Source organism: Chitinophaga sedimenti, from assembly GCF_023156195.1.
Lineage (GTDB): Bacteria > Bacteroidota > Bacteroidia > Chitinophagales > Chitinophagaceae > Chitinophaga > Chitinophaga sedimenti.
Genome location: NZ_JAKUKA010000001.1, coordinates 3789442 through 3812481, shown reverse-complemented (window position 1 = coordinate 3812481; position 23040 = coordinate 3789442). Strand labels below are relative to the sequence as shown.

24 protein-coding genes and 2 pseudogenes are annotated in these 23040 nt (G+C 50.2%); 22 read left to right on the top strand and 4 right to left on the bottom strand.

What is annotated here, in order from left to right:
• Positions 1 to 1029: an ROK family protein gene (locus tag MKQ70_RS21735; RefSeq protein WP_248074335.1), complete on the bottom strand. Its 1029-nt coding sequence runs from the start codon at positions 1027 to 1029 to the stop codon at positions 1 to 3.
• A gap of 770 nt (positions 1030 to 1799) precedes the next feature.
• Here MKQ70_RS21735 and MKQ70_RS39135 point away from each other — a divergent pair.
• The 11 genes from MKQ70_RS39135 to MKQ70_RS21690 all read left to right on the top strand — a co-directional run bounded on the left by MKQ70_RS39135 (position 1800) and on the right by MKQ70_RS21690 (position 12011).
• Positions 1800 to 2429, top strand: a complete 630-nt coding sequence (locus tag MKQ70_RS39135) for an FAD-dependent oxidoreductase (protein WP_282456646.1) — start codon at positions 1800 to 1802, stop codon at positions 2427 to 2429.
• Positions 2360 to 3028 carry an FAD-dependent oxidoreductase gene (locus tag MKQ70_RS39130; RefSeq protein ID WP_282456645.1) on the top strand — a complete coding sequence of 223 codons (669 nt, stop codon included), beginning with the start codon at positions 2360 to 2362 and terminating at the stop codon, positions 3026 to 3028. Before MKQ70_RS39135 ends, MKQ70_RS39130 begins: the two co-directional genes overlap by 70 nt.
• Before the next feature lie 11 nt (positions 3029 to 3039).
• On the top strand, positions 3040 to 3636 hold the full coding sequence (locus MKQ70_RS39125) for an FAD-dependent oxidoreductase (RefSeq protein ID WP_308199115.1): 597 nt from the start codon (positions 3040 to 3042) through the stop codon (positions 3634 to 3636).
• Positions 3636 to 4958 (top strand): DUF5009 domain-containing protein, encoded by a 1323-nt coding sequence (locus tag MKQ70_RS21725; RefSeq protein ID WP_248074334.1) that lies wholly within the window; start codon positions 3636 to 3638, stop codon positions 4956 to 4958. Before MKQ70_RS39125 ends, MKQ70_RS21725 begins: the two co-directional genes overlap by 1 nt.
• Positions 4959 to 4982: 24 nt before the next feature.
• Positions 4983 to 6167: a sodium:solute symporter family transporter gene (locus tag MKQ70_RS21720; RefSeq protein WP_248074333.1), complete on the top strand. Its 1185-nt coding sequence runs from the start codon at positions 4983 to 4985 to the stop codon at positions 6165 to 6167.
• Positions 6168 to 6205: 38 nt separating this feature from the next.
• Complete coding sequence (locus MKQ70_RS21715) at positions 6206 to 6832, top strand: SLC5/6 family protein (protein ID WP_248074332.1); 627 nt, start codon at positions 6206 to 6208, stop codon at positions 6830 to 6832.
• A complete protein-coding gene (locus MKQ70_RS21710) occupies positions 6829 to 7497 on the top strand; it encodes a GDSL-type esterase/lipase family protein (protein ID WP_248074331.1) in 669 nt (222 codons plus the stop codon). Before MKQ70_RS21715 ends, MKQ70_RS21710 begins: the two co-directional genes overlap by 4 nt.
• Positions 7494 to 8426 carry a DUF4434 domain-containing protein gene (locus MKQ70_RS21705; protein ID WP_248074329.1) on the top strand — a complete coding sequence of 311 codons (933 nt, stop codon included), beginning with the start codon at positions 7494 to 7496 and terminating at the stop codon, positions 8424 to 8426. The genes MKQ70_RS21710 and MKQ70_RS21705 overlap by 4 nt, the downstream gene beginning before the upstream one ends.
• Positions 8423 to 9607 carry a n-acyl-d-glucosamine 2-epimerase gene (locus MKQ70_RS21700; RefSeq protein WP_248074328.1) on the top strand — a complete coding sequence of 395 codons (1185 nt, stop codon included), beginning with the start codon at positions 8423 to 8425 and terminating at the stop codon, positions 9605 to 9607. The genes MKQ70_RS21705 and MKQ70_RS21700 overlap by 4 nt, the downstream gene beginning before the upstream one ends.
• Positions 9608 to 9650: 43 nt before the next feature.
• On the top strand, positions 9651 to 10487 hold the full coding sequence (locus MKQ70_RS21695) for an alpha/beta hydrolase fold domain-containing protein (RefSeq protein ID WP_248074327.1): 837 nt from the start codon (positions 9651 to 9653) through the stop codon (positions 10485 to 10487).
• Positions 10488 to 10616: 129 nt separating this feature from the next.
• Positions 10617 to 12011 (top strand): sialate O-acetylesterase, encoded by a 1395-nt coding sequence (locus tag MKQ70_RS21690; protein WP_248074326.1) that lies wholly within the window; start codon positions 10617 to 10619, stop codon positions 12009 to 12011.
• Positions 12012 to 12013: 2 nt separating this feature from the next.
• On the opposite strand, the gene MKQ70_RS21685 is transcribed toward MKQ70_RS21690, so the two are convergent.
• Together MKQ70_RS21685 and MKQ70_RS41385 are read right to left on the bottom strand one after the other, a co-directional pair.
• A complete protein-coding gene (locus MKQ70_RS21685) occupies positions 12014 to 12694 on the bottom strand; it encodes a bestrophin family protein (RefSeq protein WP_248081551.1) in 681 nt (226 codons plus the stop codon).
• Positions 12676 to 12918 (bottom strand): hypothetical protein, encoded by a 243-nt coding sequence (locus MKQ70_RS41385; RefSeq protein WP_248074325.1) that lies wholly within the window; start codon positions 12916 to 12918, stop codon positions 12676 to 12678. The genes MKQ70_RS21685 and MKQ70_RS41385 overlap by 19 nt, the downstream gene beginning before the upstream one ends.
• 94 nt (positions 12919 to 13012) lie before the next feature.
• Between MKQ70_RS41385 and bglX the strand changes: the two genes are divergently transcribed.
• The 11 genes and pseudogenes from bglX to MKQ70_RS39105 all read left to right on the top strand — a co-directional run bounded on the left by bglX (position 13013) and on the right by MKQ70_RS39105 (position 21981).
• Positions 13013 to 14962: a beta-glucosidase BglX gene (bglX, locus tag MKQ70_RS21675; RefSeq protein WP_248074324.1), complete on the top strand. Its 1950-nt coding sequence runs from the start codon at positions 13013 to 13015 to the stop codon at positions 14960 to 14962.
• Between the two features lie 44 nt (positions 14963 to 15006).
• A pseudogene (locus tag MKQ70_RS41380) lies at positions 15007 to 15191 on the top strand (fibronectin type III-like domain-contianing protein); the annotation flags it as partial.
• A 365-nt stretch (positions 15192 to 15556) separates the two neighbouring features.
• The gene (locus tag MKQ70_RS21665; RefSeq protein WP_248074323.1) at positions 15557 to 16171 is read left to right on the top strand and encodes an RNA polymerase sigma factor; all 615 of its coding nucleotides are present in this window, start codon (positions 15557 to 15559) and stop codon (positions 16169 to 16171) included.
• A 186-nt stretch (positions 16172 to 16357) separates the two neighbouring features.
• Positions 16358 to 16749: pseudogene (locus MKQ70_RS41375) on the top strand (FecR family protein); the annotation flags it as partial.
• A 27-nt stretch (positions 16750 to 16776) separates the two neighbouring features.
• The gene (locus MKQ70_RS41370) at positions 16777 to 17154 is read left to right on the top strand and encodes a DUF4974 domain-containing protein (protein ID WP_372490133.1); all 378 of its coding nucleotides are present in this window, start codon (positions 16777 to 16779) and stop codon (positions 17152 to 17154) included.
• Positions 17155 to 17255: 101 nt separating this feature from the next.
• Entirely contained in the window at positions 17256 to 18941 is a 1686-nt protein-coding gene (locus MKQ70_RS21650) for a TonB-dependent receptor plug domain-containing protein (RefSeq protein WP_248074318.1), read from the top strand.
• On the top strand, positions 18938 to 19210 hold the full coding sequence (locus MKQ70_RS21645) for a hypothetical protein (protein WP_248074317.1): 273 nt from the start codon (positions 18938 to 18940) through the stop codon (positions 19208 to 19210). The genes MKQ70_RS21650 and MKQ70_RS21645 overlap by 4 nt, the downstream gene beginning before the upstream one ends.
• 16 nt (positions 19211 to 19226) lie before the next feature.
• Positions 19227 to 19961: a TonB-dependent receptor domain-containing protein gene (locus MKQ70_RS21640; protein ID WP_248074315.1), complete on the top strand. Its 735-nt coding sequence runs from the start codon at positions 19227 to 19229 to the stop codon at positions 19959 to 19961.
• Entirely contained in the window at positions 19958 to 20518 is a 561-nt protein-coding gene (locus MKQ70_RS21635) for a hypothetical protein (RefSeq protein WP_248074313.1), read from the top strand. Before MKQ70_RS21640 ends, MKQ70_RS21635 begins: the two co-directional genes overlap by 4 nt.
• A 9-nt stretch (positions 20519 to 20527) precedes the next feature.
• The gene (locus MKQ70_RS21630; RefSeq protein ID WP_282456644.1) at positions 20528 to 21529 is read left to right on the top strand and encodes a SusD/RagB family nutrient-binding outer membrane lipoprotein; all 1002 of its coding nucleotides are present in this window, start codon (positions 20528 to 20530) and stop codon (positions 21527 to 21529) included.
• Positions 21505 to 21981, top strand: a complete 477-nt coding sequence (locus tag MKQ70_RS39105; protein WP_282456643.1) for a SusD/RagB family nutrient-binding outer membrane lipoprotein — start codon at positions 21505 to 21507, stop codon at positions 21979 to 21981. The genes MKQ70_RS21630 and MKQ70_RS39105 overlap by 25 nt, the downstream gene beginning before the upstream one ends.
• Here the strand turns inward: MKQ70_RS39105 and MKQ70_RS21625 are convergent.
• Positions 21978 to 23039 carry a response regulator gene (locus tag MKQ70_RS21625; protein ID WP_248074311.1) on the bottom strand — a complete coding sequence of 354 codons (1062 nt, stop codon included), beginning with the start codon at positions 23037 to 23039 and terminating at the stop codon, positions 21978 to 21980. The genes MKQ70_RS39105 and MKQ70_RS21625 overlap by 4 nt on opposite strands.
• Between the last annotated feature and the right edge of the window lies 1 nt (position 23040).

Here is a 23040-nt window from a genome sequence, read left to right as displayed (position 1 = left end):
TCAGAACGTCAGCAGCTTGTTGCGGACGAGGAGGCAGGCGCCCATCATACCGGCTTTTTCGCCAAGTTTGGATATTTTGAGTTGGGTGTCGTTGTTAACGAGACTTAAAGAATATTTATTGATCGCACTTTTGATGGGCAGCCGGATGTAATCGCCGGTGGAGCTGAGGCTGCCGCCGAGGATTACCAGTTCGGGATTGAACAGGTTGATGAGCAGGGCAATACCGCGGCCCAGCTTTTCCCCAATTTCCGCGATCAGTTCAATGGCCAGTACATCGTCGTTGATGGCGGCGTGGATGATGTCTTCCAGCGTAACGTCGTCGGGATTTTTATGTTTACGGGTGATCACGGAAGAGGCGCCTTCTGCCAGCCTTTCCCGGAAGATGCGTACCAATGCCTGGCCGGATGCTTCGGTTTCGAGGCAACCTTTTTTACCACAATGGCAAATGATTTCATTATTGAAGAAGGGAATATGCCCGAATTCTCCCGCGAAGCCGGATTTACCGTAGTAAAGCTGCCCGTTGATCAGGATGCCCAAACCAATACCATGATCGAGATTCACGAAGAGTACATTTTTTTCTTCATTGACAACCCCGTTGCTGAACTCCCCGTAAGCCATGGCCCGCGAGTCATTTTCAAGATAAGTGCGAATGCCGATGCGCTGTTCAATAACGTGGCTCAGTGGGTCTTCATCAAAATAAAAGAAACTGTAGCTGTACCCCGTAGCATAATTAATACGGCCGGACAGGTTAACGCCGCAACCGAGGATTTTATCCTTTGCGGAAGGGTATCCCTGTATGAAATGCGTAATAATATGACACAGTTCATCGAGGGACGCTTGTGTATTCGCTAACTTGTAAGGAACGCGTTCAGCGTGTTTTACCAGGTTCTTTTTAAAATCGAGCAGGCCAATATTTACATGGTTGTGTTTAACCTCCACCCCCACGAAAAATCCGGATTCGGGGGCGAGACCATAAAGATTGGGCCGCCTGCCGCCGGTGGAATCTATTTTACCGTAGTCCTGCACCATGCCGTCGGCGATAAGGTCGTTAAGCAGGTTGGTTACCTTGGGGGCGCTGGAGTTGAGCTCTTTACTGAGGTCGGCAATGGTAGCGTTACCGTTGTTGGCAAAAAAGCGATAATCTTTTTTTTGAGGTACAGGTTTTTATAGGCTACGCCTCCCGCAACATCATTGGTAAGCTCGTCAAAGAAAGTCTGCTTGGCAGTCATACAATGTGAAATGAATTAGGCAAATATCTCACCTTTTTAAAAATATTAAAAACAAAGTTTGCAGTGAAATAGAAAGTGCAGATAATCAGATAGTTATTAAACAGGTCAAACGGATCTGCTTCCAATAAATGTTCAAAAGGCAATTAAAGATAAGGATGACTTTTGCAATAGACAACGATAATTTTATACTAGTTTTAAAAAAATTAAAAAGTACTTTGAGTTTAGTAAAAATATTCTTATTTAGCCTTCAGCTTTAGGGCCTGTTTTATAAAGATTGCTACTTTTTGTGAGGACATTGCTGTTTAAAGGGAGGATGATGCTGTTGGGAGTGGGGACGGCCTATGTTAAAGGGAGAAGGGCCATGATCTTAAAGGGATCGGCCTCATTTGGGGTAACGATGGCTATGTTGGAAGTGAGAACAGCTTTGTAGTGAACATGATCGTTTTCCATTAGCATGAGGCTGGACGACGTCAAAATAGCAATGGCCTCATTGAATACAGGAATTATCTCGAAACGGGTGAGGAATTCCTTGAAAAATACCACGTTTCAAGTATCAACCAAAAGAACGTCATGAATAAGAAATATATCATTTCCCTCCTTTTTACCTGTTGCTGCCTTACGGCAGCCGCTCAACAGCAACTGACCACTGCCGTACTGGTAGTCGGCGGCGGCACTGGCGGCACAGCAGCCGGTATACAGTCTGCCCGCCTGGGTGCCGGCACTATTATAGTGGAAAGCACGCCCTGGTTAGGTGGTATGCTCTCCGCGGCAGGTGTTTCGGCGATTGATGGTAACCACAACCTGCCTTCCGGTCTCTGGAACGAGTTTCGGGAGAAAATATATGCCGTGTATGGCGGTCCGGAAAAAGTGGAAACCGGTTGGGTGAGCAACACGCAGTTTGAGCCGCGCGTAGCGGACAGCATACTGAAAAGTATGGCCGCCGCTGAAGCTAACTTAAAGGTATTATACAATTACCAGCTGGTATCGGTGCATAAAACCGGCAACCGTGTTACCGGCGCCACCTTTCGTGGCGCGAAAGGCGAATCACTAAGGGTAACTGCCCGCGTGGTCATCGACGGTACCGAGTTGGGCGATGTGTTCGCCAAAGCCGGTGCGGCTTATGACCTGGCATGGAAGCCGGTAGCATCACCGGCGAAAAGGTGGGGATCACCCAAACCAATAAAATCGTACAGGACCTGACCTACGCTGCTATTATTAAAGATTATGGCGCAGGTACCGATAAAACGATCACGCGGCCGGCGAACTACGATCCGAAGGAATTCGACTGTTCCAATACCTCTTTCTGCCATGATACCAGCCGCGAAAAACCCACCGTGGACGCGGCAAAAATGCTGGAGTACGCAAAACTTCCCAACAATAAATATCTCCTGAACTGGCCCAAGTACGGCAACGATACGTATCTCAACATCGTGGAAATGAACGAGGCGCAACGGAACAAAGAACTGGAAAAAGCGAAAGCCACCACGTTCCGTTTTCTTTACTTTATTCAACATGAACTGGGGTATAAAAACCTGGGGCTTGCCGATGATGAATATCCAACGGCGGATAAATTGCCGCTGATTCCGTACCATCGCGAAGGCCGTCGTGTAAAAGGATTGGTACGCTTCACCATGCGCCATATCGATGATCCGTATAATTATGGTGACCCGCTGTACCGCACCGCGATCAGTGTGGGCGATTATCCTATCGACCATCATCATAAAAAGAACCGGAAGGAAGCCCCGCAACACCGGAGTTTTACCCGGTACCCTCATACGGCGTGCCCCTGGGTGTCATGATCCCGCAAACCGTGCAAGGTCTGATCGTTGCAGAGAAAGGTATTTCCGTAAGCAATGTAGTGAACGGCACTACGCGTTTACAACCCTGTGTGCTGCTGACGGGACAGGCGGCCGGTGTACTGGCTGCGCTGAGCGCACACCGCAATGTAACACCTGCAAAAGTTGGCGTGCGCGCCGTGCAGGAACAACTGTTAAAATCAAAAGCCTACCTGTTACCATACATCGATGTGAAACCAACGGACCCGGAGTTCGCCGCCATTCAACGTGTCGGCGTAACCGGCATCCTCAAAGGTCATGGTGTACCGTATAAATGGGCCAATCAAACATGGTTCTACCCCGATAGCACCATCACCGACCGGGAGCTGGTAACGGCCTTACAAGCCTGGGGACGCAGCGCCCGCCTCAGCAGCTACCACATTACCGGTAAACCTATCACCGTGGAAGCAGCCATTCGCTTGCTGGCGGTCTATAAAGGACAGGAGGAGATCGCGGCAGACGGCATCGATAAGTTTGAACCGATCACACGCCGGCAGCTGGCGGTGAAAATAGACAGCATCCTCGATCCTTTTCATCAACCGATCAACATCAAAGGCAACCGGGTAAAATAATGGAACGCAGCAACAGTTTAGACGCATTAAGAGGACTCGCTATACTGGCGATGGTACTTTCCGGCAGCATCGCCTTCGGGCGCGTACTGCCCGCGTGGATGTTTCATGCCCGTGTGCCGCCGCCGTTCCACGTATTTGATCCGAACCTGCCGGGCATTACCTGGGTAGACCTGGTGTTCCCATTCTTCCTGTTTTCGATGGGCGCGGCTTTGCCATTGGCTTTGCATAAGCGCGTGGAGCAGGATCGCTGGTATAAAACGTTTGGTTACATTTTACAGCGCTACTTGCTGCTGGTATTCTTTGCACTGTTTACCGTACACGCACGGTCTAAAAATATTGGAGAAGGCCCCTGGTCGTATTTGTTGTCGATGGGCTGTTTTGTGTTATTGTGTTTTATGTACATCCGGCAGGGCATTGTCATCAAAGTGGTGGCCTTTGCCCTGGCCGTGTTGTTTCTTTATTTTACCGGTTTCGATGTAAAGAAGAACGATATCATCATCATGGTACTCGCGAATATGGCGTTCTTTGGATCGTTGATCTGGTGGGCTACGCGCCATCAACCTTTATTACGGTTGGGAATACTGCCCTTTATCATGGCGGTTTTCCTGGCCGGGAAAACGGAAGGAACCTGGAATAACGCGCTGTTCAACTGGTCGCCGGCGCCGTGGATGTATACTTTCTATTTCTTAAAATACTTGTTCATCATCATTCCCGGCACGTTTGCCGGTGAGTGGCTGTTGCAGAAATCCGAAGAGGCGTCCCCCGAAGGGAAGTCGCAGTGGATCACCGTGGCCGTGGTTTGCCTGGCGCTGATCGGTGTGCAGTTATGGGGATTGTATACACGCGAATTGCTGATTAACCTGGGTATCACCGTTGCTTTATGTGTCTTTTTATTAAGTAGAAGACTGTCATCCACCTTTTTTAAAAAATACCTGCACAGCGGCATTTACTTATTATTATTAGGACTGGCATTCGAAGCCTACGAAGGTGGCATTAAAAAAGATCCATCCACGTACAGTTATTATTTTGTAACGGGCGGACTGGCCTTCCTGCTGCTGCTGTCGTTTTCGATATTCGAATATTATGGCTACGGTAAAAAGCTGTTCAACTTTTTTGCCGGCAACGGTAAAAATCCGATGGTAGCTTACACCGCAGGTAATTTAATATTGATCCCGTTACTGTTGCTCACGGGCGGCATGCGCTGGCTGGATGCCTTGTCGGTAAACGCTTTGGGCGGCTTTATGCGCGGCATCGTTTTTACGGGCGTGGTATCGCTCATCACCCTCTTCTTCGTAAAAAGGAAGTGGTTCTGGAAAACATAATTTATCAACCATTTTATAGATCCAATGTCGTTAAGTTTATTAGATATCAGCATCATTATTGCCTACATCGCAGGCATGATCCTGTTGGGATTTTACATCTCGAAAAAGGCGAGCAAAGACCTGCAATCCTACTTCCTTGGCGGTAACAGCATGAAGTGGTATTACCTCGGTCTGAGCAACGCTTCCGGTATGTTCGATATTTCGGGCACTATGTGGACGGTGAGCATCCTGTTTATTTATGGTCTCAAAAGCGCCTGGATTCCCTGGCTGTGGCCCGTTTGGAACCAGGTGTTCGTATTCGTTTACCTGGCCATCTGGATGCGGAGATCGAATACGATGACCGGCGCACAGTGGATTACCTTCCGCTTCGGCGATGGCAAGGGTGCGCGGCTATCGCATATCATCATCGTGATTTTTGCCGTCGTGAGCGTGATCGGTTTTATTGCGTATTTCTTCGAAGGCATCGGCAAATTCAGCACCTCTATTTTACCCTGGGATTTATCTGCTAATATTTTCGGGTATCAACTTTCATCTGAAAGAAGTTACGCGTTGATTCTTTGCATTCTCACCACCATGTACACCATGAAAGGTGGTATGTACAGCGTGGTGGCCACGGAAGTGCTGCAGTTTTTCATTATGACGATTTGTGCGTTCGTGATCGGTTTCATTGCTTACAATGCCGTAACGGCAGAACAAATCAACGCCGTGGTGCCCAAGGGCTGGAATGAACTGCTGTTCGGCTGGAACCTTAACCTGGATTGGAGCCAGACCACTGTTCCCGGTGTGAATAAGAAAATAGAAAGTGATGGTTTCGGGCTGTTCGGTTTGTTATTTATGATGATGTTGTTCAAAGGCATCTTCGCTTCACTGGCCGGTCCGGTGCCGAGTTACGACATGCAGCGCGTACTCTCTACCCGCAAACCCAGCGACGCTGCCAAGATGAGTGCAAGCACCATTCTCGTAATGTACATGCCGCGTTATCTCATGGTAGCCGCTTTCGCAGTACTCGCGCTGGTGTATATCGGCCCGCAGCTGGGTGGCGATATCGATTTCGAAAAAGTATTGCCGATGGCGATTTCGCAGTTCGTGCCTGCCGGTTTGAAAGGTTTACTGCTGGCCGGTCTGCTCGCCTCCTTCATGGGTACGTTCTCCGCGTTCGTGAATGCGGCGCCGGCCTATATCGTGAATGATATCTACAAAAATATGTAAACCCGAACGCCTCCAATAAAAAGTATATCCGCCTGAGCGTGGTTTCTTCTTTGTGCCTGGTGATGGTGGGCATCGTATTTGGCTTTAACGCTGCTTCGCTCACCAAACTTACGTTGTGGATTACTTCGGCACTGTACGGCGGTTATGCGGCATCAAACGTACTGAAGTGGATCTGGTGGCGCTTTACAGGTATGGGGTATTTCTACGGCATGCTGTTCGGTTTACTGGGTTCCACCATTAAATTATTCTACTTCCCGGATATCGTGGACATCTACGTATTCCCGCTGATCCTGCTGGTGTCGTTCATTGGTTGTATCATCGGCACGTTTATTACGCCACTGGAAAACAGGGAAGCGGTAAAGGAATTCTATCGTCAAACACGCCCATGGGGTTTCTGGGGCCCGATCAAACGCGAAGTGATGGCGGAAGATCCGTCGTTCGTGCCGAATAAAGATTTTAGCCGCGATATGTTCAACATCGTGACAGGTATCGTTTGGCAGATGGCGCAGGTGGTGATCCCGATTTACTTCATGATCCGCGAAAATTATAAGATGCTGGCCTGGGCGGCTGTCTTCTTTGTGACCACGTTCCTGCTCAAGAAATTCTGGTGGAACAGGCTGCACGAAGCCGACGCGGTCGTGCCCGCAAAAGCAGAGCAGGTATGAGAAAATTGTTCATGTTGATGTGTTGCCTGCCTTTCGCTGTACAGGCGCAACAGGCAGACACCAGTTATAATAACAGCCACTACCGGCAGCGCCTCGCGTACTTCCGCCAGATGCCCGACCGGAAAAGCGAAATCGTTTTTCTCGGCAACAGCATCACGGAAGCGGGGGAGTGGCAGGAGCTGATGCCCGGCAAAAACGTGATTAACCGCGGTATCAGCGGCGATGTAACCTACGGAGTGAAAGCCCGGCTCGACGAAGTGCTGTCTTCCAAACCCGCGCAGGTGTTCCTGCTGATCGGCGTCAATGATATGAAACGCGGTCACGCCGTAAACGTGATCGCCAATAGTTATAAGGAGATCGTGGAACGCATTGTTACCACCTCTCCCAAAACAAAGTTATACCTGCAAAGCGTGCTGCCGGTAAATGAAAAGCTGTTGCAGGCGATCTATAAGGAAGTGACGAACGAAAAGATCCGCGCCCTGAACATGCAACTGCAATCCATTGCTGCACAGTATAAGGTGACGTATGTAGACCTGCACAGGGTATTTGCGACGGCCGGCGGTCAGCTCGACAGCGCCGCCACCACAGATGGTTTGCACTTACAGGCAACGGCATACATCAAATGGGTCGATTATTTGAAACAGCAAAAAAAGTATTTAAGATGAGAATAACAGGAACTTTCCTGGATGAAATCAGTCATGATATTCCGCACCAGAATTGGGGGCGAGAAGAATGGGACCGCGATTTCGCACATATGAAAGCGGTGGGCATCGATACGGTGATCATGATCCGTAGCGGCTACCGCCGTTTTATCACGTACCCTTCTGCTTATCTACAAAAGCAGTTCGGCTGTTACGAGCCGCCGGTAGACCTGGTAAAAATGTACCTCGAACTGGCCGATAAACACGGTATGAACTTTTATTTCGGTCTGTATGACAGTGGTCATTATTGGGACAGCGGTGATATGCAGGGCGAAATAGACGCCAACCGTTACGTGATTGACGAGGTGTGGAGCCAGTATGGGCACTATAAAAGTTTCAAAGGCTGGTACCTGAGTATGGAAATCAGCCGCCGCACGAAAGGCGCGACCGATGCGTTCCGCACACTGGGGCTGCAATGCAAACAGGTGAGCAACAACCTGCCCACTTTTATTTCTCCCTGGATTGATGGTAAAAAAGCAGTGATGGCGGCCTCCGGTCAATTAACGAAAGCGGACGCTGTTTCGGTGGAAGAACACGAAAAAGAATGGAGTGAGATATTTGAAGGGGTGCGCGGTGCGGTAGATGCGGTGGCCTTCCAGGATGGGCATATCGACTATCACCAGCTGGAAGAATTTTTCGCTGTCAATAAAAAAATGGCCGATCGCTTTGGCCTGCAATGCTGGACCAATGCCGAATCATTCGACCGCGACATGCCTATTAAGTTTTTACCGATCAAGTTCGAAAAGCTTCGGTTAAAGTTGGAGGCTGCGCGCAAAGCGGGGTATGATAAAGCCATTACGTTCGAGTTTTCCCATTTTATGAGCCCGCAAAGCGCTTACCTGCAGGCCGGCCATCTTTATAACCGTTACAAAGAATACATACAGTCATTATGAAACAATACGCCGAGCAGTACAAAAACGAACTGCTGAACAATGTGATGCCCTTCTGGCTGAAACACTCCAAGGATGAAGCTCATGGTGGCTTCCTCACCTGCCTGGACCGTTTCGGCAACGTGTTCGATACCGATAAATTCATCTGGCTGCAAGGCCGTGAAGTGTGGATGTTTTCCATGCTGTATAATGAAGTGGAAAAACGTCCCGAGTGGCTGGATATGGCCCTGCATGGCGCCCGCTTTCTGGAAAAGCACGGACACGATGATAACGGCAATTTCTATTTCGCGGTGAACCAGCAGGGGCAGCCCCTGGTGCAACCTTACAATATTTTTTCCGACTGCTTTGCGGCCATGGGCTTCGGCGCGTTGTACAAAGCCATGCCGGATATGCGTTACCACGACCTTGCGAAATACACTTTCGAAAACATCGTGAGCCGTCGCGATAACCCAAAAGGCAAGTACAGCAAAGCATACCCTGGTACACGCAACCTGAAAAACTTCGCACTGCCGATGATCCTCTGTAACCTGTCGCTCGAACTGGAACACATCCTGGGTAGCGATATGGTCAACAAGTTCATCCCGGAAGTATTGCACGAGGTGATGGATGTGTTTTATCATAAAGAGGAAGGTCTCATTCTGGAAAACGTGGAACTGGACGGCAGTTTCTCCGATACCTTCGAAGGGCGCCTGCTTAATCCCGGTCACGCTATTGAAGCGATGTGGTTCATTATGGACCTGGCTGTACGCATCGGCGACCAGCGGTTGATCGAGCGCGCGCTGGACATTGCCTTACGTACGCTGGAATATGGTTGGGACAAACAATACGGAGGCATCTTTTACTTCCTGGATATCAAAGGCCATCCCCCGCAGCAACTGGAGTGGGACCAAAAACTCTGGTGGGTGCATATGGAAACGCTCGTATGCCTCGCCAAGGGGTACCAGCTTACCGGCAGCGAAGCCTGTAAAAACTGGTTCGACAAAGTGCATGAATATACCTGGTCCCGTTTCCGCGACCCGCAATATATGGAGTGGTACGGTTACCTGAACCGCCAGGGCGAAGTGTTGCTGCCGCTGAAAGGGGGTAAGTGGAAAGGCTGTTTCCACGTACCGCGCGGTTTGTTCCAGGTATGGAAAACATTAGAAAAACCAGTGCTGACGCCGAAAGTGCAGCCAGTCCTGTAAATATTTTTTCTTCTACTTGCTTTGTGCAAATGTTGATTTTAAAATGGAGAGACCCGGGGAACTCGACTTTCCCGGGTATTTTTTTAAATTTAATGATGATGCGGAAACTTTTGATGCTGGTCCTGTTGCTCCCGGCCCTGGCTACTACGGCGCAGGACAAACGTGTAACCTACGCCGTAAAAGACACGGTGCAATACCGGATATCTACACGCCAAAGAAGGCGAATGGCATGAGTGTACTGTTCATGCACGGCGGCGGTTTTGAAAGCGGCCATCCGGAGAATCAGAAAATGTTCGGCGATAGCCTTGCTGCACGCGGCTTTAAAGTGTTTGTAATGTCGTACCGCCTGTACTTAAAAGGGGTAGGCTTTGGTTGTAACATTCCCACACCCGAGAAACTGAAAGCCATTCGTATCGCGGTGGAAGATGCGGCGGATGCCGGTCAGTATATTGTAGAACATGCAAAGGAGCTCGGGGTAGATCCGAAGAAGCTGTACATCTCAGGCAGCAGCGCCGGTGCGGAAGCCATCCTGCATCTCGTATTCAATCCTTTTGAAAAAGCAGACGCCAAACGGTACGCTTTTTACAAAGACTACCGCTTCGCCGGCGCTATGGCCTTTGCGGGGGCACACATCGATTTAAATTGTATCAGAAAAGATAATTTTATACCACTCCTCTTGCTGCATGGTGATAACGATCAGCTGGTACCATTCGGTACCGCGCCACATCGCTTTTGTAACGCTACACAGCCCGGCTGGATGATGTTCTTCGGCGCGCAGCCGATCTTTGAGAAGGCGAAAGCGTTGGGGATGCCGGCTTTGTTCTACTCGTTTGCGGGCAAGGGGCATGAGATTTCCTGGTATATGTTTACGCATTATTAGGAGATTGAAACGTTTATTGGGAAGGTTAATGGTGGCAGGTTTGAGGCGGAGTGGGTGAGGCAGTAGGTTGCATGGCGCCGGGAAATCTATTATATTGTCCTTCGGTACTAAACAAATTCCACCACCCAAATGAAAAAGTTTCTCCCTTTCTTTTTGTTGATCTGCGGCAGTTTTGCTGCCCACGCCGACGTACGCCTGCCGGCAATTATATCTGATAAAATGGTGCTGAAACAAAACAGCACGGCTACACTCTGGGGCTGGGGCAATCCCAACGAAAGGATCGCTGTCAAATGCTCCTGGACGGATAAGATAGACACGGCTGTGGCCAACCAATATGCTAAATGGTCGATCGATGTGAAAACGCCGGCTGCCGGCGGTCCTTACAGCATTACTTTCCAGGGCTGGACCACTGTAAAAGTGGAAGATGTGCTGATCGGCGAAGTGTGGGTATGTTCCGGTCAATCCAACATGGAATGGAGCGGTAATAATAAACTGAAGGACATCCTCGACGAGCTGCCTAACAGCGCCAATCCTAAAATCCGCTTCTTTAATATTCCTAAAACTACATCCGGCACGGTGCAGGACGATGTGAAAGCGCGGTGGGTAGAGTGCGATGCCAAATCGTTACAATCGTTCAGCGCGGTGGGTTACTTCTTTGGCAAAACCTTACACAGAGACCTGAACGCGCCCGTTGGGCTGGTTAATTCCAACTGGGGCGGTACTCCCGCCGAAGTGTGGACGCCGGAAGCCGCCGTTAACGGGGAAGCCGATCTGAAAGCCGCGGCAGACAAACTGCAACCCAACAAAAGCTGGCCGCGCGAACCGGGTTACTTGTATAACGCCATGATTGCGCCCATCGCCCCCTACGATATTTCCGGCGCCATTTGGTACCAGGGCGAATCGAATGTGGGTACCAATGCAACCTATGCCAAACTGTTCAGCCGCATGATCGGCGAATGGCGTAAGTCATTTAAAAGAGAATTTCCCTTTTACTTCGTGCAGATAGCGCCTTACTCCGGTTACGGTACCGACAATATCAACGGTGCATTGCTGCGCGATCAGCAGCGTCAAACGCTGGCACTTACACCGAACAGCGGTATGGTGGTTGTATCCGACCTGGTGGATAATGTAAAAGACATTCACCCCAAGAATAAAAAAGATGTGGGTTACCGTCTTGCCGGACTGGCCATGGCCAAAACTTACGGCAAAACGACCACGCCTTATAAATACCCCACGTACGAAAACCTGACCGTGGAAAAAGGCAAAGCCATCGTATCTTTTAAAGATGCGGAAACCGGCTTGATCACCAAAGGCGGCGATGCACAGGAAATATATATTGCCGGCGAAGACAAAAACTTTGTGAAAGCCACCACTGTAAAAATCAAAGGTAATACCATCATCGTCTCTAATCCGCAGGTGAAAACACCGGTGGCCGTGCGTTTCGGATTTACCAATGGCGGCATTGGCAACCTGTTCAGCAAAGAAGGTTTGCCGGTAGTGCCTTTCCGCACCGATAGCTGGTAATCTTATAAAATATACTCACCTCCGCGCTCGGGGGCTATAGGGGCTGGGACGAACTTTTCGCCCAGCCCTTCGAGTAAATTGATCTCGATAGTACGGGTGATGCTGTCCAACGGAACGCCTGAAGGAATAAACTCAAAAGGGTTCATCAGGCTCATGCCGTTAATATGGGTAGTATGAAATACAAACCCGATAATCCATCCCAAAAATATAGATGAAGGCCCTAACTCGCTGGACAGCGCCATGGTGACCAGGATCACCAGCATCCAGATGAAAAGTCTCGTGAAGTATACGTAAGTGGTGGGAAATACCGTGTTGTTGATTCTTTCTGATTTGCCCATCCCGTCTGTAAAGTTGGTGAGCACGCCGTTGAGGTGGAGGAATTTAAACCCGTCGATGTAGTTCATGTCCTGCAGCAGTTGGAGTTCGCGGGCTTGGATGTCGAGGATGGCATTGGGGATATTTGTAAAGGCTTTTACCTGGTTGCGTTCATCTTCGCACAAATATTTTTCATAGAGACCGTCCTGTTTCCGGCGGAGCGATGCCTTCAGTGCGTATAAAAAGGCCAGGTGCCGTTTAATCATTTTTTCTTCCTGCTGACTGATGCCTTTGTAATCGGCGGGGTGACTGTAAGCCATCAGCGCCCGGGCCCGAGAGCGGGAGTCGTTCACCAGTCCGCCCCAGATAGTCCGCGCCTCCCACCAGCGGCTGTATGCTTCATTATTACTGAAGCCGATAAAAAGGCAATGGCCGTGCCCATCAGCGCGGGAAAAGTGCCCGGGAGATGCCAGTTTTTGAGGACCAGGGTATCAACGTAATAAGCGGCAGTGCAGGAAGCAATCATCAGCAGATCGATCTGCCACGTGATTTTGAGGATTCGATAAAGACTCAGGTTTTGTTTCAGCAGCATATGCTCAATTTAATAAAAAACAACGTTAGCGCCGCAGGGTTCAAAAAAGCGTAACTTTATCCACGACCTGTTTATCCCCCAAAATCAAACCAATATGCAACTCCCCAAACATATCCTGCTGGCCGTAGCGATGCTGTGCTCCACCATAGCACAGGCGCAACAGACCAAAACACAATTCCTCAACGGGCTGATCGCAAAGATGACAATAGAAGAGAAGATCGGGCAGTTGAACCTGCTGACGAGCTTTATGGACCAGACCGGGCCTTTTATGAAGGAAGATTATATCAACGATATACAGGCCGGCCGCTGCGGCGCCATCTTTAACGCCTATACGCCCCAGTTTACCCGGCAATTGCAGGACATTGCGATGAAAACCCGGCTGAAAATCCCGCTCCTGTTCGGGTACGACGTGATCCACGGTCACAAAACCATTTTTCCTATTCCATTAGGGGAAGCCTGTACCTGGGATCTGGAGCTGATGAAAAAGAGCGCCCGCATCGCGGCCGTGGAAGCTGCCGCGGATGGTTTGCACTGGACCTATTCGCCCATGGTGGATGTTGCCCGTGATCCGCGTTGGGGAAGGGTGGCGGAAGGTGTGGGGGAAGATACGCGCTTCGGCGAATGGGTGGCCCGCGCTAAAGTGGAAGGTTACCAGAACGGTCGCAATTATAAAAATACCTATACGCCTTCGGCAGATGTGGTATTGGCATGTGTAAAGCACTTCGCCCTGTACGGCGCCATAGAAGCCGGGCGTGATTATAACACTGTTGACATGAGCCGCATCCGCATGTTCGAAACCTACCTGCCTCCTTACAAAGCCGCCGTGGATGCCGGCGCGGCTACTGCTATGACTTCTTTTAATGAAATAGACGGGGTGCCTGCCACCGGTAATAAATGGCTGCTCACCGATCTGCTGCGGAAGGAGTGGGGCTTTAAAGGATTTGTCGTAACGGATTATACGGCCATCAACGAAATGATTAACCACGGCGTAGCCGCCAATGAATACGAAGCCGGTGCGCTGGCGCTCAATGCCGGGGTAGACATGGATATGCAGGGCAGCGTGTTCTCCACACAACTGGCGAAGTTGCTGCGTGACAAAAAAATCAACCTGAAAACAATTGACGAAGCGGTATACCGCGTGCTGGAAGCTAAATACAACCTCGGGCTATTTAAAGATCCTTACCTGTACTGCGATTCCGTAAAGGCGAAACAGGTGATTATGAACCCGGAACATTTGCAGGCGGCGAAAGATATTGCGATGCGCAGTATCGTGCTGCTCAAAAACAATAAAGTGCTGCCTTTGCAACAACAGGGCCGCATCGTGGTGATAGGACCTTTGGCCGATAACCAGCGCGATATCATTGGCAACTGGTCGGCGGCCGGCGACTGGCAAAAAGCTACCGGATTGTTGCAGGCGCTGAAAACGAAGCTCGGTAATAAGGTGCAGCTTACCTACGCCCCCGGCGCCTACATCACGGACGATACGGCGATGTTGCGAAAGCTGCTGAACTACCGGCCGCTGGAGCCGGCCGATACTGCCAACGCCGCGAAGCTACGCAGCGATGCGGTGGCCCTGGCGCGTAATGCCGATGTGGTGATCATGGCGCTCGGCGAATCGCAGGGTATGGCAGGCGAGGCAGCCAGCCGGACGGATATTGGTATTCCGGCCAATCAGCGTCAGTTATTAAAAGAGGTGCTGGCCACCGGCAAACCCCCGGTGCTCGTGTTAATGAATGGTCGCCCGCTTACATTGGAATGGGAAGATGCAAATGTGCCGGCCATCCTGGAAACCTGGTTCCTCGGCACGCAGGCCGGGCCGGCAATTGCAGATGTATTATTCGGCGATTACAATCCCGCCGGTAAACTCACGATGACGTTTCCCCGCAACGCAGGACAGATACCGTTATATTATAACTATAAACATACAGGCCGTCCTATCGATCCCAATAACAAATACACTTCCAAATACCGGATGCGCCCAATACCCCCTTATATCCCTTTGGTTACGGCCTCAGTTACACGCAATTCACTTACGCGGAACTGACGAATGGGCCTAAACTCTCGTCGACCGGCAGTTTAGCGGTAAACGTGAAGGTGACGAACACCGGTAACTATGATGGTGAAGAAGTGGTGCAGTTGTACGTGCAGGACCTTGTGGGCAGCGTTACCCGTCCCGTGAAAGAACTGATCGGGTTTAAAAAATCTTACTGAAAAAGGGGGAAAGCCGGGTGGTACGATTCGATGTTAAAGCATCGGAACTAGCCTTTTACCACAGCGATTTGAAGAAACGTACGGAAGGCGGGGACTACAAAATATTTGTCGGCGGCAACAGCCGCGACGTGCTGGAGGGCCGGTTTTCATTGTCGCGCTGATTAAATTTTTCTTCTGATGAAAATTTATTGCATATGAATTGATGTTGTATTGACACTAAATACATATAGCTATTGTTTTGATATCAAACTATTGTAGTAAAAATTCGTGTATCCCTTTGTGTTTCCGGCGCATTCATCTATTTTTACACATCTTGAACATTCATCATAGTAGTGCAGCAGGATTACACCATTAGAGAATTATAGCTATACCGAATATCTGAAATGCTTGCAGCAAAGTGTGAATGTTAGTTTGCAGCCTGTTTCTTATGAATGACCTATATCATATTCCTGATGAAATTTTATGGAGCCGTGTAACCGGCAACGACGAACTTGCGTTCGCCGAATTGTTCGACCGTTACTGGCAGGCCGCCCTGCTGGAGGCTACCCGTAAAACAGGAAATGATGCAGACGCCATGGATTGTACCCAGGAACTGTTTATCAGGTTGTGGAACCAACGGCATATGTTGCAGTTGGAGGGCTGTTTCAGCACTTTGTTATATTCCGCTTTAAAAATCCGGATCATCAGTCACTTTCGCGCTTCCGTTTCTCGGATTGCGGGATCGAGGTCTTATCGCCCTAAACAGGCGGAACACATTGGTGGGTTGCATAAGGTGCAGGCAAAAGAAGTAGCGTGGTTGCTGGAGGCAGAAGTGCAGCGAATGCCGGCCCGGATGCAGGAAATATACCGGATGAGCCGGCAGCAGTTTTTGAGCGTGCAGGATATTGCACGATCGCTGCGGCTGAGCGAACAAACAGTGAAGAATCAGCTTACATCTGCTTTGAAGCGATTGCGGCAAACAGTAGTACATTATGAAGACACATTGGCGCCCTTAATGGTGGTGGCGCCGATCTTGACCAGCTTTTTGACTGAGACACTATAAAATGTGAATGTGGGAATACCGGATAGACACATACTGGACAGGTATCTGAAGAACACCTGCACGGAAGAAGAACGACAACTGGTGGATGAATGGTACGAGCAATTGAATATTGACGTAACCAGCGATTCCCTGATCAGTGACGCCGATCGTGCAGCTGTAAAAGCAGAGGTTTGGGAAGGCGCAGCGATGGGCATGGAGCCTGCCGGCCCGCGTACCGTGCGACGCCGCATCTGGTGGCAGGCAGCGGTAGCTGCCGGGATTTTCGGTTTGATAATAACATCCATGAACTGGTGGGAATTCAATGAGCATCGCTTGCCGCAGTTGCTGGCAGCCGTGCAAACATGGGACACCGTCACTGCGAAAGCAGGAAAAATATTACACCTTACACTCGATGATGGTACGAAAGTATGGCTGAAAGCCGGCAGTACCATCAGTTACCCGCAGCACTTCGCCTCCAGTGAACGTACAGTGGCGCTATTAAACGGCGAAGCATTCCGGAAGTGGCGGAAGATCATAAAAGGCCTTTTACGCTTACTTCGGGAGATTGTGTGACGCGCGTACTGGGCACCTCGTTTAACGTTCGCCGCTACGAAAGCCGGAAAGACATGGCCGTAAGTGTACTGTCGGGCAAAGTTCAGGTGGCCACAGCTTCCGGCGAAAAGGAAGTACTGGCCGCGGGAAGAGAACTGGTGAAAGTGGATAATAAGGATTACGTAGTCAAAGATATCCCGGATGCCGCCATGCGCGGCGCCTGGAAAAATGGAGAAATGGTTTTCCGGCAGCAGCCGTTTGCTTTAATTGCTGCCGAGTTGGAAGACTATTATGCCATAGAGATCAATTTTAAAAGTGAACAATTGGCGGGTTTGCGCATTACAGGACGTTTCAGTTATGCTCAAACGCCTGATGAAATCCTGCGCTCCCTTTGCCTCGTGAATGGGAATAAGTTTAGCAGAGAAGGTAATAATTACACCGTATTCGAGTAAAAAGCCACGTTTTCGTTTTTGTGATTTATTAGTTCAGGGAGGCCACAGCCTCTCCGGTTTTGCTTGTAGACAATTAACTTAATCATCAAACAGGGATACCTATGCCCGTAACTGAACGCAACCATGTGCGCAGGCAGCGATGCGTGCTGGTGTGCTTTGCAACCCTCCTTGGGATGGGGCTGCTGTCGCCATTATTTACATGGGCGCAACAGCAGCAAACCGGCATAACGGTAGTTATTGGCCGGGAAAAATTGGATGTTGCCATCATGAGACTTGAAAAAGCCTCCGGGATTGCTTTTGTCTATGACGGCGCCGAACTGGCGCGCTACCGTGTTAATGCGCACACTTACCGGAATCGACCACTACAGGAGATTTTGTTGGATTTGTTTAAAGACAAGCCATTTGGCTTTACCGCCGAAGGGCGGCAGGTGATTATTCATGCCGCTCCCCGCAAGGCTGCACCTGTCAATATGCAGCCGGTACAGGTGGCGGCACACGATACGATGCACCTTGGCCCCGTAGTGGTAACGGCGCTGGGGCTCTCCCGTGCGCAACGTTCAGTAGGTTATGCGGTCACCACGTTGTCCAATAAAGAAGTAAATACGGTTAAAACTCCCAACCTCATAAATGCGCTATCCGCCAAAATACCCGGCGTACAAATCCGCTCCATGAGCCCGGATCCCGCGTCCTCCGCATTCATCGTAATTCGGGGAGAGTCTTCGCTGGCCGGTAATGATCAGCCGCTGTTCGTGATCGACGGCATCCCTGTACAGGCGGGTGCCAGCATTGGCGGCAACGTAGATTATGGTAACATCATTGGTGATATCAATACAGATGATATTGCGGAGGTAACCGTGCTCAAAGGTGCCGGTGCGGCTGCTTTGTACGGCACGCGCGCCGGCAACGGTGTTATCCTCATCACCACGAAAAGCGGCGCCGGTTCCAGGAAAGGATTAGGGATAAGTGTAAGTTCCGCGGTGATGTTCGACCGCGCCTGGCAGTTTCCGAAGTTCCAGAATGAGTTTGGCGCCGGCAGCGATCTGTATGCCAACGATACGTACGGCGAGGGATCCTGGGGACCAAAGTTGAACGATGGCTCCAAACGTATTCAGTGGAATAGTCCGAAGGATGCCAATGGCAACCTGGTGCCGCTCGATTGGGTGGCGTACCCCGATCGCGTCCGCGATTTCTTTCGCACGGGACAAACATACAGCAACAATATCGCCGTGGAAAGCGGTCCCGGTATACGCGGCCACTTCCGGTTATCTTATACGGATATGCATAACCTGGGCGTGATTCCCAATACGGAGATGCACAAAACATCGGTGAATCTTTCTGCTGGTTACAAAGTAACGCCCGATGTAAATGTAAATGTGAGCCTAATGTACACGACTGCCGGCAGTGATAATCGCTTCAGTGGCGATCGTTATGGCGTGATCAACACTTTATATACTACTACGCCAAACGTAGATGTTCGCCAGCTGCGGAACTACTGGAAACCGGGACGCGAGGGGCGTGAACAGTTTTCGCAGGTGCAGGATATGAATAGCGGCCGGCCACGGGTGGATAATCCGTATTTCGTGGCGTACGAGCAAACGAACGCATTCACGCGTAACCGTACCAATGGCATGGCACAACTCCACTACCGTATTTTCGATCACCTGAAACTGATGTTGCGTACTGGTGTAGATCAATATGTGGAGAGCCGCCAGAGCCGCAAACCGTTCAGTACAATCAATTATCCGAACGGGTATTACAGCACAGGCGATATTTTTTCAGGGAGATGAATTCAGATTTCCTGCTGGCGTATAACAGGGACCTGGATGTTAATTGGTCGCTCTCACTCTCCGCAGGTGGCAACCGTATGGACAGGCGCAATCGTGGTAATACGGTGACCGCCAACAACCTGGAAATTCCCGGCCTTTATACGATCACCAACGGCGTGCCGGGAAGCATACAGTATGATCCTTTTTCTACCGGAAAAGAATTAACAGCCTTTATGCAAGCGGGCAGCTCGCATATGGCCGTTCGTTTTTGTAGATGTATCGGCGCGTAACGACTGGTCGAGCACTTTGCCCGCAAGTCATCGCTCCTTCCTGTACCCTGCAATATCTGTATCGGCTATCTTGTCCGAACTGCTGCACCTGGATCCGGGCGGCGCGCTTAGTTATGCGAAGCTGCGGGCCAATGTGGCGCAGGTGGGGAAGGATACCGATCCCTATAATCTGTATAATACTTTCTCCTTCCTGGCCGATTGGGGCGATATTAAACGCGCCGATATGGAAACGCTCATGAAGAATAATAAACTGAAACCTGAAATCAGCACTTCGCTGGAAGTGGGTGCAGACCTTCGGTTTTTCCACAACAGGTTAGGGGTAGATGTGAGTTATTACCGCAACGCCAACCGCAACCAGATTATTCCCATTCCTACCGCCAGTTCTTCCGGTGTAACGGAGAAAATCATCAATGCAGGCAACATCCGTACATCGGGTATTGAGGTACAGCTAACCGGCACACCGGTGAAAGGTTTGCTCACCTGGCATACGATCGTGAACTATACCTTAAGCCGCGAAAAGGTAATTTCCCTCGCGCCCGAATTGCTCGAAGGCGAAATTTACCTCTCCGGTGGCGAGTGGACCAAAGTGCTCGCCCGCGTGGGGGGCGCATGGGCAGTATGTACGGAGAAGTATACCGGCTGCTTCCCGATGGCCCCCATAAGGGCGAGGCCTGGTTATCCGATAACGGCGAATACCAATTGCTGGGTGATAACTTCCAATACTATGGCAACTATAATCCCAACTTTATGATGGGATTCTCCAATAGCTTTAACTGGCGTGGATTTGACCTTGATTTCCTGGTCGATTACCGCCAGGGTGGCGTGTTTTATTCTTATACAGCGAACAACCTGCAATCCGACGGCCGCGTAGTAAATACGCTGGCTGGTCGTGGTGCGGATAAAGGTGGCATCGCCTGGACCGATGACCAGGGCCGCCCACGTAACGATGGCATGTTACTCGATGGCTGGATTCAGAACCCCGACGGTACGTTTCGGAAGAATGACGTAGTGATCGGCCCGGAATCGTACTATCCGAACTATTATTGGGATTACCCTGCGCGCAATTCATACAGCGCCACCTATGTGAAGCTGCGTGAATTATCGCTGGGTTATAGCTGGAAAACCCCGTTCCGCTTTGTGGAGCGGGCGGGCGTAACATTTACTGCGCGTAACCTGTTCAGCTGGACGGCCGCCGGCAATGGTTACGATCCTGAAACATCGAATAAAATTTCCGGGGAAGGTATAACCTCGGCATCAATACCGGACGTTACCGGCGATCCGCTCGTACGGCCTGAAGCTGGATATTAACTTTTAAGCATGATCGCAAGACCGCTCATACTGTGTTTGCTGAGCTGCCTGTTATTTACAGGCTGCACGAAAAACTTTGATGATATCAATACGGATCCTGGCGCCAAAGAGGATGTGGACGCGGTGTATTTATTATCTACCGCCATTACCCGCACTGCTTATGCTTACCAGGAGGAGTCTATATACAAACATCCCGCCTCTGCTGCGCGTTATGTAACGATGGTGCGCAACGAAACGATGGATAAATTCGCCTGGGGACCGCGCGACTGGACCCCCAACTATACACGGCTGATGACGATCCGCTTAATGGCCGGTCAGGCAGAGCAACACCATCAACCTCAATATGTAGTACTCGCCCGCATATTACGCGCTTTTAACTACGCCTGGCTCACCGACCTGTGGGGCGATGTCCCTTATTCACAGGCGCTTGAAGCGCGTTACAACGATAATATTCATCCTGCTTTTGATAAACAGGAGAACATTTATCCTGATATCATGAAAGAGTTAAAAGCCTGTAACGAGGCGCTCATGGGAACGTTGCCGGTTATTGATGCAGAATATGATGTGCTGTTTAACGGTGATGTGATGAAATGGCGCCGCTTCGCAAATACGCTGCGTTTGCGCATGCTGCTGCGTTGTTCGAAAAACTACCCGCCTGCCTGGTCCGACATGCAAAGCATGCTCAATGATCCGGTGCGTTACCCGCTGATCGATGCGCCGGAATACAATGCGTCTGTTAAATACCTCGGCACCAGTATCGAAAACAGCTGGCCCGGCAGCGACCAGGCATTTGGTTATGATGAATTTGATAAGCGTAAACCGGCGAAGGAACTGGTGGATATGCTGCTAGCCTGCAAAGATCCCCGCCTGGCGGTGTGGATCGATAAGGTGGAGGACAAGGCCAGCGCCACGGTAGATAAAAACGATTATGTAGGTGTGCCCAACGCTATTTCACAACCAGCACAATATAATGGGGGAATAATTGCATGTCGCGCTTCGCACCAGCGATGAACCGCGCTGCGGACGATCAGTTCAAAGCTATGCTGATCGGGAGCTGGGAAATGTATTTTATCCTGGCGGAAGGTTTGCAGGCCGGCAAGATCGCCGTACCTGGGTTGACCGCGGAAAGTTGCTATTACGAGGGCATTCGCCAATCGATGAACTATTATAACGTAACGGCACCTACCGTTACTTATAACGGGCAGTCCCTTGTAAAATACGATGGTACGCTTCGCCAGTTGATCCATCAGAAATGGCTGGCACAATTGTTTGTAGGGGCGGAGGGCTGGATGGACCAGCGCCGTACGGGATATCCTTCGTTCACACCGGGACCGCTCGCCGCACAGCGCAGTATTCCATTACGTTACATGTATCCGCTCAGTGAAATTCTCAATAACTCCATTGAGTATAACAAAGCGACAACACAGATGGGGGCGATGAACAAACCACCCGTATGTGGCTAATAAAGTAAACGGCGCAATTGCTCGGCCTGCAGAATGCGGATGCGGGTGCCCTGCATTTCTATCAGCTTCTCTGATTTAAAGTCGCTCAGTGTGCGGATGAGAGATTCCGTCGCTGTTCCCACATAATGAGCAATGTCATCACGCGATAACTCTATCAGCGCATCCGGACCCTGTTCACGGTGCAGTTTGTCGTGGATGGCTACCAGGCCGCTGGCTACGCGTTTCCGGAGCGAGTCGTAGGCGAGTTGCAACAAACGGTCTTCTTTCTCCTTTACATCGAGGGCAATGTGGCGGATGAATACACGGGCTGCGCGGATATCGTTGAGCAGTTGCTGCAGGAAAATATCTTTCGGTATCTGTACGATTTCCGAGTTTTCCAGCGCTTCGGCATTTTCATCATAAATATGATCTTCAATTAATGCCACATAGCCAAAGTAGTCGCCGGCGCTGTATAAGTTGGTGATATATTCTTTACCGTCGTCATTCTGACGGTAGGTTTTTACCTTGCCGCTTTTTACAAAATAGAGGTACTGCGGATATTTTCCTTCGCGGTAAACCGGTTGTTTTTTCGTGAGTGCAATGGTATGGTAATGATCCATGTCCAGCTGTAAAAGCCCCGACTGTTGCCATTCCTGCAGGATGGCGGTAACGGATTGCTTTTCCGCTGCATTCAGTTTTTCCTGTAACAGCTGTTGCTTTTTTAGCCGGGTTTCCACGGCGGTAAGCAGTTCCACGTCTTCAAAAGGCTTCGTTATGTAATCGTCGGCCCCCATTTCCATGCCCTTGCGGAAATCACTGCGCTCTGTTTTGGCTGTCAGGAAAATAAAGGGAATGTGTTCCGTGTCCACGTTTTTACGCATGAGGTGTAGTACGCCGTAGCCGTCGAGTTCGGGCATCATGATATCGCACACGATGAGGTCTGGCTTTTGCGTACGGGCTATCTCCAAAGCACGTTTACCGTTTTCTGCTTCCAGTGCCTGGTAACCGGCGAGGGAAAGTATTTCTGCTACATTTTCACGGATGTCCTGGTGGTCGTCTACTACTAAAATCGTGGCCATT